The organism is Leucobacter ruminantium (assembly GCF_017565705.1).
Taxonomy (GTDB): domain Bacteria; phylum Actinomycetota; class Actinomycetes; order Actinomycetales; family Microbacteriaceae; genus Leucobacter; species Leucobacter ruminantium.
The window spans coordinates 1-13,819 of the sequence record NZ_JAGDYL010000024.1 but is presented as its reverse complement, the minus strand read 5'-3'; the positions used below and the strand labels follow the sequence as shown (position 1 = coordinate 13,819).

Annotated in this window: 11 protein-coding genes; 10 read left to right on the top strand and 1 reads right to left on the bottom strand. The window is 71.2% G+C overall.

Annotated features, from left to right (window positions below; all coding sequences use genetic code 11):
* The first annotated feature begins 275 nt into the window (after positions 1-275).
* The 10 genes from J4H91_RS12340 to J4H91_RS12295 all read left to right on the top strand — a co-directional run bounded on the left by J4H91_RS12340 (position 276) and on the right by J4H91_RS12295 (position 12,754).
* A complete protein-coding gene (locus J4H91_RS12340) occupies positions 276-2,153 on the top strand; it encodes a DUF8094 domain-containing protein (protein WP_341783541.1) in 1,878 nt (625 codons plus the stop codon).
* A gap of 4 nt (positions 2,154-2,157) precedes the next feature.
* The gene (locus J4H91_RS12335) at positions 2,158-3,144 is read left to right on the top strand and encodes a tetratricopeptide repeat protein (protein ID WP_208046564.1); all 987 of its coding nucleotides are present in this window, start codon (positions 2,158-2,160) and stop codon (positions 3,142-3,144) included.
* An 11-nt stretch (positions 3,145-3,155) separates the two neighbouring features.
* Complete coding sequence (locus J4H91_RS12330) at positions 3,156-4,457, top strand: cysteine desulfurase family protein (RefSeq protein WP_341783536.1); 1,302 nt, start codon at positions 3,156-3,158, stop codon at positions 4,455-4,457.
* A 28-nt stretch (positions 4,458-4,485) separates the two neighbouring features.
* Complete coding sequence (gene mnmA / locus J4H91_RS12325) at positions 4,486-5,652, top strand: tRNA 2-thiouridine(34) synthase MnmA (protein WP_208046563.1); 1,167 nt, start codon at positions 4,486-4,488, stop codon at positions 5,650-5,652.
* A gap of 50 nt (positions 5,653-5,702) precedes the next feature.
* A complete protein-coding gene (gene ligA, locus J4H91_RS12320) occupies positions 5,703-8,120 on the top strand; it encodes an NAD-dependent DNA ligase LigA (RefSeq protein ID WP_208046562.1) in 2,418 nt (805 codons plus the stop codon).
* Positions 8,121-8,225: 105 nt separating this feature from the next.
* Positions 8,226-8,879 (top strand): DNA-3-methyladenine glycosylase I, encoded by a 654-nt coding sequence (locus J4H91_RS12315; RefSeq protein ID WP_208046561.1) that lies wholly within the window; start codon positions 8,226-8,228, stop codon positions 8,877-8,879.
* Positions 8,880-9,006: 127 nt separating this feature from the next.
* Entirely contained in the window at positions 9,007-9,345 is a 339-nt protein-coding gene (gatC, locus tag J4H91_RS12310) for an Asp-tRNA(Asn)/Glu-tRNA(Gln) amidotransferase subunit GatC (protein ID WP_208046560.1), read from the top strand.
* Positions 9,345-10,880, top strand: a complete 1,536-nt coding sequence (gene gatA, locus J4H91_RS12305) for an Asp-tRNA(Asn)/Glu-tRNA(Gln) amidotransferase subunit GatA (RefSeq protein ID WP_208046559.1) — start codon at positions 9,345-9,347, stop codon at positions 10,878-10,880. The genes gatC and gatA overlap by 1 nt, the downstream gene beginning before the upstream one ends.
* Positions 10,880-12,394, top strand: a complete 1,515-nt coding sequence (gatB, locus tag J4H91_RS12300; protein ID WP_208046558.1) for an Asp-tRNA(Asn)/Glu-tRNA(Gln) amidotransferase subunit GatB — start codon at positions 10,880-10,882, stop codon at positions 12,392-12,394. The genes gatA and gatB overlap by 1 nt, the downstream gene beginning before the upstream one ends.
* 21 nt (positions 12,395-12,415) lie before the next feature.
* On the top strand, positions 12,416-12,754 hold the full coding sequence (locus J4H91_RS12295) for a putative quinol monooxygenase (protein ID WP_208046557.1): 339 nt from the start codon (positions 12,416-12,418) through the stop codon (positions 12,752-12,754).
* A gap of 171 nt (positions 12,755-12,925) precedes the next feature.
* On the opposite strand, the gene J4H91_RS12290 is transcribed toward J4H91_RS12295, so the two are convergent.
* On the bottom strand, positions 12,926-13,123 hold the full coding sequence (locus J4H91_RS12290; RefSeq protein WP_208046556.1) for a hypothetical protein: 198 nt from the start codon (positions 13,121-13,123) through the stop codon (positions 12,926-12,928).
* Between the last annotated feature and the right edge of the window lie 696 nt (positions 13,124-13,819).

The window sequence follows — 13,819 nt, the reverse complement described above, 5'->3', positions numbered from 1 at the left end:
ACGCGGGCCCATGACGCGCGCGGATTCGCTCGACGGCGGGAGCCCGGCTGAGGTGTCGACGGTGAGCTTGCCCTCGGCGCCCACGGCGCGCACCGATCCGCAGCTGCGGAGTCTCGACGGACGGATGCATGAGCTCGTCCACGACACGCACGGATTCCTCCGCTACCGTTGTAGGGATCACGAATCGCGCGCCGGCCGCACCCGCCGGTGCGGCGGCGCAACCGGCGTCCGCCGGATTCAGAACGACGACATTCAGAGGAGCCACCTTGCGGTATGTGCTTGCGATTGCGGCGCTGGTGCTCTCCGGCGTGATGCTGCTGCTGGGCATCGGCCAGCGCACCTTCCTCGCCGGCCCCGCCGAGATCACCTACGAGGCGTCCTTGGAGAAGGACGCCCACTACGCGGTGATCAGCGGCGAGGAACTCGCGAAGGTGCCCGGTCAGGCGAACATCGTGGTGGGAGGCGAAGACGCCTTCGCCGCCACGGGATCGGCGATCGACGTGGGGGCGTGGGTGGCGACCTTCGACCACGTCGCCCTCGCGGCCGACACCGGGACGCGCGCTCTCGAGTCGACCGCGGTCCCGGCCTCGGCTCCGGCCGAGGACGGTGCCGATGCTCGTGCCGAGGACGGCTCGGAGCCTCCGGCCGATACCACCGACCCCGCCGACGCGGAGCAGACGGATCCGGGTGCGGCCGAGCCCGAGTGGCTCGACCCGCGCGGCAGCGACCTGTGGCTGCAGGAGAAGGCGCTGAGCGGTGACGCGGAGGAGGTGCGGATGCCGGTGAAACTCGCCGAGGACCAGGCGGTGCTCGTGGCGGCGGACGGCGAACGGGCGCTCGCGGGACCGGTCTCGATCGTCTGGGTGCAGGATCGCAGCACGCCGTGGGCGGGTCCGCTGCTCGTCTCGGGCGGCATCCTCGCGCTCGTCGGAGCCGTGCTCTACATCCTCGCGGTCGATCACGACCGCCGCGGCCTCGGTCCGCGTCGCGGTCGGAAGGGCCCGCTGCAGGGCATCCGCAACAGCTTCTCCCGCAAGCGGCGGAGTGTCGCCCCGTCGACAGAAGGGGGTTCGGCCCGAGTCGACCGCCGGATCGCGGTGCCTGCGCTCGGTCTTGCCGTCGCGCTCGGCCTGAGCGGCTGCTCGGCGAACTACTGGCCGCAGTTCGGCGAGAGCGCGCCTCAGGCGACGACGGAGGCTCCCGCACCGCAGAACGGCGCCCCGATCCCGGTCACGGAGGCGCAGCTCGACCGCATCGTGGCGCGCGTCTCGAAGGTTGCGGGCGACGCCGACGAGAAGCTCAGCGCCGAGGTGCTGCGGGAGCGGTTCACGGGCGATGCGCTGGCGCAGCGCGAGGCCAACTACAAGATCCGCGCCTCGGTCCCCGACTACGGCGTGACCCCTCCGCACATCACCGATCAGGCGCTCGACTACGAGCTCGTGCAGAGCACCGAGTCGTGGCCGCGCACGATCTTCGTCACGGCCGCTTCCACGAAGGGCGGCGCGGAGAAGGGATCCGAGGAGGAGGCGTCGCCCTCGCTCGCGATGGTGCTGACCCAGGAGACGCCGCACGACAACTTCCTCGTCTCACGCATCGTCGCGCTGCGCGGCGGGATCTCGATGCCGCAGGCCGCTCCCGCCGAGGAGGGCACGGCGCTGCTCGCGGAGGATCTCGAGAGCCTCGTGCTGCAGCCGGGCGAGGTCGGCACCGCGTTCGCCTCGGTGCTGCAGAACGGCGAGGCGTCGGAGCACTTCGAGCTCTTCGACCTCGGCACCGACAAGCTGCTCGAGAACTACGGCAAGGCCCGCGTCGACCAGGCGGCCGCTCAGGCGACCGAGGCCGGTACGCCGATGACCTTCTCCATGTCGGCGCGCCAGGGCGATCAGGACCCTGTGGCGCTGTCGACGGGTGTGGGCGGCGCGCTCGTCGCGACGACCGTGATCGAGGAACAGGTCGTCGAGTCGGGCGGCGGGCGCTACAAGCCGGAGGCGGTCGGCGTGGTCACGGCGCTCTCGGGCCTCTCCGGTCAGCAGGACCGCATCGTGCAGGAGATCGCGCATCAGATGCTCTTCTTCGTGCCGAGCAAGGCCGAGGAGGGCGCCAAGATCCAGCTGCTGGGTGAGACCAGCGAACTCGTGGGAGTGAGGAACTAACAGCATGTCGCAGCAGATGCCCGAGCGGATCCCCGGCGGAGGGATCGACCTGAGCCACCTCGCGTCGCGGGGCCAGCCGCAGCCCGGTGCAGCGCCGGCGTCCGTGGGCGGCAGCGGTGCGGGCGGCGACGCCGGCACCGGTCAGACGGTCGATGTGCCGTCGCTCGTGCTCGACGTCACCGACGCGACGTTCGAGCAGATCGCCCAGCTCTCGGCCGTGGTGCCGATCGTCTTCGACCTGTGGGCCGAGTGGTGCGAGCCGTGCAAGACCCTGAGCCCCGTCATCGAGCAGGTGACGCGCGAGCTGGAGGGCCGCGTGCTGTTGGCCAAGGTCGACGTCGACGCCAACCCCGGCCTCGCCCAGGCGTTCCAGGCCCAGTCGATCCCGACCGTCGTCGCGCTCGTCGGCGGTCGGCCCGTGCCCCTGTTCCAGGGCGCCGTTCCGATCGCGCAGGTGCGGGAGTTCTTCGGGCAGCTCGTGCAGCTGGCCGAGCAGCACGGCGTGAACGGCCGTGTCAGCGCGCCGGAGGGCGCGGGGGAGGGCGAGACGACGGAGGCGCCTGCCGAGCCCGAGGTGCCGGAGGCGCACCGCGCGGCGATCGAGGCCGCGGAGCGGGGAGACTTCGCCGCCGCGGTGAGCGAGTGGGAGGCGGTGCTGGCGAAGGCCCCGGCCGACGCGACCGCGCGCGCCGCACTGGTGCAGATGAAGCTGCTGCAACGTCTCGACGGCCTGACCGCCGACGCGATCCGCGGTGCTGCGGCCGCCGACCCCGCCGACGTCGACGCGCAGCTGCGCGTCGCCGACCTCGACGTCTCGGGCGGCCACGTCGAAGACGCCTTCCTGCGCCTGCTCGACCTCTTCGCGGCGAGCTCCGACGCGGACGATCGCTCCAGGATCAGGGAGCGCCTGCTCGAACTCTTCGAGGTCGTCGGCGTCTCCGATCCGCGGGTGGCGGCGGCGCGCGGCCGTCTCGCCAACCTGCTGTACTGAGCGGGGCCTCCGTGCTCGCTCCGGCCGGAGACCGCCGCGGCGACGCAGGCGGCGCCGGGAGAGGAGGCCCCTCCCGCACCGCCGCGTACCTCGACCACGCGGCGACCTCCCCGATGCCTCGAGAGGTGATCGAGGCCTACGCCCGCGCCCTGCGCGCCGTCGGCAACCCGGCGTCGACGCACGGTCACGGGCAGCGGGCGCTCGAAGCGCTCGAGACGGCGCGCGAGCGCATCGCCCGCGCGCTCGGCTGCGACCACGCCGAGACGATCCTCACGAGCGGCGGCACCGAGTCGATCAATCTGGCGCTGAAGGGCATCTTCTGGGCGAGGCGCCGCGAGGGATCGGGACCCGTGCTGCTGATCGCGGAGGGCGAGCACCACGCCACGATCGAGGCCGCCGAGTGGTTGCGCGATGCGCAGGGCGCCGAGCTGCGGTGGCTGCCCGTCGACGCAGAGGGGCTGCTGCGGCCGGAGACACTCGCCGCCGCGATCGCGGAGGAGGGATCCGAGCGCGTCGCGCTCGTCAGCTTCCTGTGGGCGAACAACGAGGTGGGCGCGGTGCAGCCCGTCGCCGAGCTCTGCGCCATCGCGCGGAGTGCGGGCATCCCCGCGCACGTCGACGCGGTCTCGGCGCTCGGGCAGGTGCAGGTCGACTTCCGCGCATCCGGTGCCGCCGCGCTGTCGGTCTCGGCCCACAAGATCGGGGGCCCCGTCGGCGTCGGTACGCTCGTGCTCGGGCGGCGCACCCCTGCCGACCCTCTGCTGCACGGCGGCACCCAGCAGCGGGCGCGCTCGGGCACGCAGGACGTGGCCGGAGCGGTCGCGTTCGCCGCGGCGATCGACCTCGCGCTCGATCGGCACGGCGCCCCGCACCCGGAACGGCTGCAGCGGCTCGAGGCGCTGCGCGACAGACTCATCGCCGGGGTGCGGGCCATCGACCCGAGCGCCGCGCTGCGCGGGCCGGATCCCTCTCCCCGCGATCAGCGGGAGTCGGGAACCGAGGCGTCCGCGCGGCCGGATCCCTCGCCCTCCCGCCTGCCGGGGAACGCGCACTTCACCTTCCCCGGATGCCAGGGCGACTCGCTCGTGTTCCTGCTCGACGCCGCGGGGGTGTCGGCGTCGGTCGGCTCGGCGTGCCGGGCGGGGGTAGCCGAACTCTCGCACGTGCTGCTCGCCATGGGGCTCGACGAGTCGGAGGCCGCTGGGGCGCTGCGCTTCACCCTCGGGCCCGAGACGCGCGAGGAGGAGGTCGACGCGCTGCTCGCCGCCCTGCCGTCGGTGCTCGAACGAGCACGCGCCGCCGGTCTCGCGTGAAGCCGGGCGAAGGCGTAAACTTGCTCGGATGAAGGTTCTGGCTGCGATGAGCGGGGGAGTGGACTCCGCGGTGGCCGCGGCCCGCGCGGTCGAGGCCGGGCACGAGGTCGTCGGCGTGCACCTCGCCCTCAGCCGCATGCCGGGCACGCTGCGCACCGGCTCACGGGGCTGCTGCACGATCGAGGACGCGATGGATGCGCGCCGGGCGGCGAACATGCTCGGCATCCCCTTCTACGTCTGGGATCTCAGCGAGCGCTTCAAGGAAGACGTCGTCGATGATTTCATCGCCGAGTACGCGGCGGGTCGCACGCCGAACCCCTGCATGCGCTGCAACGAGAAGATCAAGTTCGCGGCCCTGCTCGACAAGGCGATCGCGCTCGGCTTCGACGCCGTGGCGACCGGCCACTACGCGACCCTCGTCGAAGGGAAGCACGGGCCGGAGCTGCACCGCGCGAGCGCGTGGTCGAAGGATCAGTCGTACGTGCTGGGCGTGCTCACCGAGCGACAGCTCGCGCACTGCTACTTCCCGCTCGGCGACACGCCGTCGAAGCAGCTCGTGCGGGCGGAGGCCGAGGAGCGCGGCCTGCAGGTCGCGCAGAAGCCCGATAGCCACGACATCTGCTTCATCCCGGACGGGGACACCCGCGGCTGGCTCTCGGAGCACGTGCGACGCGAGCCCGGAGACATCCTCGACGAGGCGGGCGACGTCGTCGGCCGACACGACGGTGCGCACGGCTACACCGTCGGCCAGCGCCGCGGCCTGCAGCTCGGCCGGCCGGCACCCGACGGACAGCCCCGCTATGTGCTGTCGATCCGCCCCGTCTCGAATCAGGTCGTGGTGGGCCCGCGCGAGAGTCTCGCGATCGGCGGCATCGCCGGCGGGCGGTTCAGCTGGACGGGCGAGCCGGGCTTCGACCTCGCCGAGCCGTTCGCCTGCGATGTGCAGATCCGTGCGCACGCCGATCCCGTTCCTGCGAGGGCTCGGCTCGCGCCCATCCTCGACGCCGAGCGCACGGAGCAGCACCGCGCAGAGGCCACGCACGAGGTGCGCGTCGACATCGACCTCGAGCGCGCCGAGCCGCTGTCGGGCGTCGCGCCGGGTCAGACCGCGGTGCTCTACGTGGGTACGAGGGTGCTCGGCCAGTTCACGATCGACCGCGCGGTGCCCGCGGGAGCGGCGGCTGCTGCGCCCTGACGGCGAGGCGACCCCTCACCGTCCGCTCGCGGGGCTCCTAGACTGTCTGCGTGAGCACTTCTCCCGCGATCCCTGACGAATTCGAGGCCGCCCGTGTCGAGGCCGAGCGCCTCACGGCCGACATCGAGCGCTACCGCACGGCCTACTACTCGGAGGCGACGAGTCTCGTCTCGGACGCCGAGTACGACGAGCTGTTCCACCGCCTCGAGGCGATCGAGCGCGCGTTCCCCGAGCTTGCGGGCCAGGACAGCCCCACGCAGGAGGTCGGCGCCGCAGTCGTCTCCGCCGGTTTCCCCGAGCACGAGCACGCAGAGCGCATGCTGAGCCTCGACAACGTGTTCTCGATCGACGAGTTCCGCGAGTGGGCCGAGAAGGCGCGGGCGGCGGCCGGCCGACCCGTGCGGTGGCTCACGGAGCTCAAGATCGACGGCCTCGCGATCAGCCTGGCCTACCGCAACGGGGTGCTCGAGACCGCCACGACGCGCGGCGATGGGCGCGTCGGCGAGGACATCACGGAGAACGTCGACCTCATCCCCGTGATCCCTCGCGAACTGCGAGGCGAGGGCGTGCCCGAGTTCTTCGAGGCCCGCGGCGAGGTCTTCCTCTCCACCGCCGACTTCGAGGCGCTGAACGAGCGCCAGCACGAGCTGCAGGAGGCGTTCGCGGCCGAGCAGCGCGCCAAGGGCGTGCCGGAGGAGCGCATCTCGATCCGCTACCCCGAGTTCGCGAACGCCCGCAACACTGCCGCGGGCAGCCTACGGCAGCGGGCCGAGAAGAAGAGCGCCGCCGAGCTCGAGCTGATGAGGGATCGTCTCGGCCGCCTCTCCCTCTACGTGCACGGCATCGGCGCCTGGCAGCACCCCGCATTCGAGAATCAGTCGGACGCCTACGCGCTGCTCGCGCAGTGGGGGCTACCGGTGTCGCCGCACTCCCGCGTGTTCGACGAGATCGACGAGGTGGTCGCGTTCATCGAGGACCGCGGCGAGCACCGGCACGACGTCGAGCACGAGATCGACGGCATCGTCGTGAAGATCGACGAGTTCGACCTCCACGCCGAGCTCGGCGAGACGAGCCGCGCCCCGCGCTGGGCGATCGCCTACAAGTACCCGCCCGAGGAGGTGCACACGAAGCTCCTCGACATCCGGGTGGGAGTCGGCCGCACCGGTCGGGCGACACCCTACGCCGTGATGGAGCCTGTAAAGGTCGCCGGGTCGACCGTGCGCCAGGCCACGCTGCACAACCAGCAGGTCGTGAAGGCGAAGGGCGTGCTCATCGGCGATACGGTCGTGCTGCGCAAAGCGGGCGACGTGATCCCCGAGGTGCTCGGCGCCGTCGTCGCGCGGCGCGACGGCAGCGAGGTGGAGTGGCGGATGCCCAAGGACTGCCCGGAGTGCGGCACCGAGCTGCGCCCCATGAAGGAGGGCGACATCGATCTGCGGTGTCCCAACGCGCGCGGCTGCCCGGCTCAGGTGCGCGGCCGGGTGGAGCACATCGGTTCGCGCGGGGCGCTCGACATCGAGGTGCTCGGCGAGATCACCGCCGCCGCGCTCACGCAGCCCGAGGTGCCTGCCGAGCCTCCCCTCGAGACCGAGGCGGGGCTCTTCGAGCTCACCCGCGAGCAGCTCGTGCCGATCGTGGTCGTCGTGCGCGACAGCGAGACGGGGGAGCCCGTCATCGACGAGGAGACCGGTGAGCCGCGTCGGCGCACGCCCTTCCAGAAGCTGGGCCCGGCCACCTACCCTCCGGGCTGGGAGAACGCGAGCCAGGCGGAGCGCCGCAAGGCGGGCATCACGAAGAACCACCGCGAGCCGCAGCCCTCCAAAGACGTAGACACGCTGCTCTCCGAACTCGAGAAGGCGAAGACGAAGCCGCTGTGGCGGCTCCTCGTCGCGCTGAACATCCGTCACGTCGGACCGGTCGCGGCGCGCGCGCTCGCCGACTGGTTCGGATCCCTCGCCGCCATCCGCGCGGCCTCGCTCGAGGAGCTCTCCGCGGTCGACGGCGTGGGCGGCATCATCGCCGAATCGCTGCAGGACTGGTTCGAGGTCGACTGGCACCGCGAGATCGTGGAGCGCTGGGAGGCGGCGGGCGTGCAGTGGGCTACCCCCGGCCACCCCGGCCCGGGTGCCGCGGCCGCAGAGGGCGGCGTGCTCGCGGGCCTCACCGTGGTCGCGACCGGCACCCTCGAGGGTTTCACGCGCGAGGGCGCGAAGGAGGCGATCATCCAGGCCGGGGGCAAGGCCGCGTCGAGCGTATCGAAGAAGACGGACTACGTGGCCGCCGGGCCGGGGGCCGGATCCAAGCTCGCCAAGGCCGAGGAACTCGGCATCCGGGTGCTCGACGCGGAGGAGTTCGCGATCCTCGTGACGGAGGGCCCGGCCGGGCTCGGAGACGCGGCCGCGGGTACCGACGAGGGATCGGAGGATCCCTCCGAGACCGGTGATGCGCCGCAGCTCGACTCCGACTGAGCGAGTTATCCACATATTCCCGGACGGGCGCCCGCATCGGTTCCGCTCCGCGTAGTCTGGCTGCGTGGGGCGGGGGACCGATAGTGCCACGCGAGAGGAAGCCCGATGCATACCGACGACACGACCGACCCCTCGACCCCGATCCGCGCGGCGTGGGCAGCGACCGACCCGCTGCTCACAGCCTATTACGACGCGGAGTGGGGCATGCCCGTGACCGATGAGGCCGGCGTCTTCGAACGGCTCAGCCTCGAGGCTTTCCAGTCGGGACTGTCGTGGCTGACTGTGCTGCGCAAGCGCGATGCGTTCCGTGAGGCCTTCGACGGCTTCGATCCCTCGCGGGTCGCGGCTTACGGTGACGCCGATGTCGAGCGGCTGCTCGGCGATGCCGCCATCATCCGCAACCGCGCCAAGATCCTCGCCACGGTCGCGAATGCGCGAGCGGCGATGCGGCTGAGAGGCGAGGGATCCGGCCTCGCCGAGCTCGTCTGGTCGTATCGGCCCGAGCGCTCGCCCGCGCCGCGCGTCGAGGCGGAGGTGCCGAGCACCTCGCCCGAGTCGGTCGCGCTCGCGGAGGAGCTGAAGCGCCGCGGCTTCTCCTTCGTCGGTCCCACGACGGTGTACGCGCTCATGACGGCGATCGGCATCGTCGACGCCCACCTGGTCGGCAGCCACCGCCGCGGCTGCTCCGGGCTGTGGGCCGTCGACGGCTCGCGCATCGGTGATGCGCTGCCCGAGGATCTCGCCGCTCGGCTTCGGTGAGTCGGTGCGCGCGTGCGCCGGTGCGTGCGCTCCTGCACGGGTGCGCGCGCCGGTGCACCCGTGCTTCCGTGCGCGCCTCGGTAGGATGGTCTGGTTCGTAGAATCCACCCCCTCCAGATGGAGCAGCATGCCTGAAACGACTGCGGCAGCAGCGGGTACCGGGACGAGCAGCGAGATCACGGCCGACACCGTGCAGCATCTCGCGGGCCTCTCCCGGATCGCCCTCACCGACGCCGAAGTCGAGTCGCTCACCAGCGAACTCGGCTCGATCCTCACCAACATCGCCAAGGTCAGCGAGGTCGCCACGGCCGACGTGCCGGCGACGAGCCACCCGATCCCGATCAACAACGTGACCCGTCCCGATGAGATCGCCGACGTGCTGACCCGCGAGGAGGCGCTCGCGAACGCGCCCGAGGCGGCCGACGGCATGTTCCGGGTCTCGTCGATCCTGGGGGAGGAGCAGTAGTGAGCGACCTGATCCAGCTGACCGCGGCGGAGCTCGCCGCGAAGCTCGCCTCCGGCGAGGTCGCCTCCGTCGAGGCGACGCAGGCGCACCTCGACCGCATCGCCACCGTCGACGGCGAGCTGAACGCCTTCCTCGCGACCGACGCCGAGGCCTCCCTCGCCGCCGCGCGAGCCATCGACGAGCGCCGCGCCGCGGGCGAGGCACTCGGCGAACTCGCGGGCGTGCCGCTGGCGGTCAAGGACGTGCTCGTCACGACCGACATGCCCTCCACTTCGGGATCCCGCATCCTCGAGGGCTACCGCTCGCCCTACGACGCGACCGCCGTGGCCAAGGCTCGCGCCGCCGGCCTCGTCAACATCGGCAAGACCAACATGGACGAGTTCGCGATGGGCTCGTCGACCGAGAACTCGGCCTACGGCCCCACCCGCAACCAGTGGTCGCTCGACCGCGTGCCCGGCGGCTCCGGCGGCGGTTCCGCAGTCGCGGTCGGCGCCTTCGAGGCCCCGCTCGCGCTCGGCTCCGACACGGGGGGCTCGATCCGCCAGCCCGCCGCCCTCACCGGCACCGTCGGCGCGAAGCCCACCTACGGCGGCGTGAGCCGCTACGGCGCGATCGCGCTCGCCTCGTCGCTCGACCAGATCGGCCCGTGCGCGCGCACGGTGCTCGACACGGCCCTGCTGCACGACGTGATCGCCGGACACGACCGCCACGACTCCACCTCGCTCGACTTCGCCTGGCCGTCGATGGCCGAGGCGGCGCGCGGCGGCGCGGATCCCTCGACCCTCAAGGGCCTGCGCGTCGGCGTCGTGAAGCAGCTCATGATCGACGGCGTGCAGACCGGGGTGAAGGAGCGGTTCGAGCAGTCGCTCGCGCTGCTCGCCGAGCAGGGCGCCGAGATCGTCGAGATCGACGCCCCGCACTTCGAGTACGCGGTCGCGGCCTACTACCTCATCCTGCCCTCCGAGGCCTCCTCGAACCTCGCGAAGTACGACTCGGTGCGCTTCGGCCTGCGGGTGACCCCCGAAGGCGGCGGCACCGTCGAGAGCGTGATGAGCGAGACCCGCGAGGCGGGCTTCGGTGCCGAGGTGAAGCGACGCATCATCCTCGGTACCTACGCGCTCTCGGCCGGCTACTACGACGCCTATTACGGCAGCGCGCAGAAGGTGCGCACCCTGATCCAGCGCGACTTCGCCGCGGCCTTCGCGCAGGTCGACGTGATCGCCTCGCCGACCGCTCCCACGACCGCGTGGCGGCTCGGCTCGCACGGCGGGGATCCCATGCAGGACTACCTCAACGACGCGACGACCATCCCCGCGAATCTCGCCGGAATCCCGGGTCTCAGCCTGCCGATCGGCCTCGCCGCCGAGGACGGGCTGCCCGTCGGCCTGCAGCTCATGGCTCCCGCGTTCGAGGACGCCCGACTGTATCGCGCGGGCGCGGCGATCGAGTCGCTGATCGCGGATCGCGACGGCGGTGCCTTCTGGGCGCAGGCCCCCTCCCTTGCAGGTGCTTCGACCGGAGAGGCGGCGAACTGATGGCCAAGACCAAGCTGATGGACTTCGACCGGGCGCTCGAACTCTTCGAACCGGTGATCGGCCTCGAGGTGCACGTCGAGCTCAACACGAAGACCAAGATGTTCTCCTCGGCGCCCAACACCTTCGGCGCCGAGCCGAACACCAACCTCACGCCCGTGTGCCTCGGACTGCCCGGCGCGCTGCCGGTCGTGAACGAGCAGGCGGTGCGCTACTCGATCAGCCTCGGCCTCGCGCTCGGCTGCGAGATCGCCGAGGTCTCGGGCTTCGCCCGGAAGAACTACTTCTACCCCGACATGGCGAAGAACTACCAGATCTCGCAGTACGACGATCCGATCGCTCACGACGGATCGGTCGAGATCGAGCTCGCCTCGGGACGCGTGGTGCACGTGCCGATCGAGCGCGCGCACATGGAGGAGGACGCGGGCAAGCTCAACCACGTGGGCGGCTCGACGGGGCGCATCCAGGGCGCGGAGTACTCGCTCGTCGACTACAACCGCGCGGGCGTGCCGCTCGTCGAGATCGTCACGCGGCCGATCTTCGGCGGCGAGGCCGACACCCCGGAGATCGCGGCGGCCTACGTGGCCACGATCCGCGAGATCGTGATCGCGCTCGGGATCTCGGACGCCCGCATGGAGCGAGGCAACCTGCGCTGCGACGCCAACGTGTCTCTGCGTCGTCGTGTGCCCGCAGGGGCACCGGCCGAGCCGCTCGGCATCCGCACCGAGACGAAGAACGTGAACTCGCTGCGCTCCGTCGAGCGGGCCGTGCGTTTCGAGATCCAGCGGCAGGCGCAGATCCTCGCCGATGGTGGTTCCATCACGCAGGAGACGCGGCACTGGCACGAGGACACGGGGGAGACCTCGCCCGGCCGTCCCAAGAGCGACGCCGACGACTACCGCTACTTCCCGGAGCCCGATCTCGCACCGCTCACGCCGTCGCGCGAGCTGGTCGAGGAGCTGCGGGCCGAGCTGCCCGAGCATCCGACGCTGCGCCGCCGCCGGCTGCGCGATGCGTGGGGCTTCTCGGCGCTCGAGTTCCAGGACGTCATCAACGCGGGCCTGCTGACGGCGATCGAGTCGACCGTCGCGGCGGGGGTGCCCTCGCAGACCGCGCGCAAGTGGTGGACCGGCGAGGTGGCGCGCATCGCGAACGAGCGCTCGGCGACGCCGACCGATCTCATCACGCCGGAGCAGATCGCCTCGGTCGTGGAGCTCGTCGACGCGGGAACGCTCAACGACAAGCTGGCGCGCCAGGTGATCGCCGGCATCATCGACGGCGAGGGTACCGCCGCCGAGATCGTCGAGGCGCGCGGACTCGCGATCGTGTCGGACGACGGCGCGCTCATCGAGGCCGTGGACGCCGCGCTCGCGCAGCAGCCCGACGTGCTCGAGAAGATCCGCGACGGCAAGGTGCAGGCCGCGGGCGCGATCATCGGCGCCGTCATGAAGGCCATGCGAGGTCAGGCCGACGCGGCGCGCGTGCGCGAGCTCGTGCTGGAGCGCGCCGCCCAGTAGCGGCGGTCGAGAGAGAAGCCGATGTACTTCATCGTCGTGAAATATCAGGTCAGGCCCGAGTTCGCCGCGGTCTTCCTCGAGCGCACCGCCGAGTTCACCGCGGCCACCCGGGCCGAGCCGGGCAACCTCTGGTTCGACTGGTCGCGCAGTGTCGACGATCCGAACGAGTTCGTGCTCGTCGAGGCGTTCGCCGACGACGAGGCCGCGAGCGCGCACGTGAACTCCGAGCACTTCCCGAAGGGGCTCGAGGCGATGCGTCCGCTCCTGGTGAGCACGCCGAAGATCGTCTCGCGCAAGGTCGAGGGATCCGGCTGGGACGAGATGGGCGAGCTCCGGATCGCCTCGGCGGACGCAGGCTGAGTGGACTCGGAGTAGACCGAGGGATGCCAATGGCAAGTCGCGGAGTAGATCGGGGAGGGGTCGACCGCTGAAACGCAGGCGACCGCCGGTGGTTTCACCGGCGGTCGCCTGTTTCTCGTGAAGGGCCTGGTTGCCGCGGACCCGGTTGCCGCGGACCCGGGTTCTCGACGGTCAGTCGTCGCGAAGGTCCTCTTTCGCCTCGTTGCGAGCCTTCACCGAGTCGCGCTCGGCTTCGGCCTTCTTCACCTCGGCTTCGGCCTTCACCTCGTCGATCTTGTCCTTGGCCCTGTCCACGCCGTCCTCGACGGCGCGTCCGACCTTCTTCGCCGCAGCCTCCGCGGTCTCCTTCGCATCCTCAAGAAATCCCATGATGTTCTCCTCTGCATACGCGGACGGGGTCCTCACCAGTCTCGCCGATGGCGCTGCATCCCGCCATCGGACAACGACCAAGTCGGTGGGGTAGCGTACGCCGTTCGGGAGGCCTGCGATTTTTGAGGCGTGAGGGTTCGGGTCGTGCGAATTCGCTCGGAGCCGTTCGAGTGCAGGAGCGTGAGAGTGACCGGACGCGCGAGCCACGTGCTGCGTGAGCGCCGTCAGGCCGCGGCGGCGGACCCTGCGCTCGTCTCGGACCGTGGTTCCGAGCTGAAGTCCGATGGAGAGGCGAAGAGCACCGAAGGGTCGAGGCCGGGTGGTCTGTCGCGGTGCCGCCGCCCGGCCGGGGAGACCCACTCCAGCACGCCGTTGGGCCGCTGCGTCACGCGCCAACCGGTGTTGTGCTTGAGCGTGTGGTGTCCACGACAGAGGTGGGCGAGGTTGTCGCTCGATGTCGGGCCTCCGTACTGTGCGTCGATCGTGTGATCGATGTCGCATCGGGCGGCGGGAACCCGGCATCCCGGAAACCGGCAGTGCCGGTCACGGGCGACGAGCAGGCGTTTGATGGCTCTTCGGATTTGAGAGTGTAGGCCGATCGGTGAGTACGCCTGGGTAGAACGAAGACCTCGTAAGAGAATCAGGGTGTTCAACGTCCATCGTTCTCTCACGAGGTCTTCGTGTTTAACGCTACCT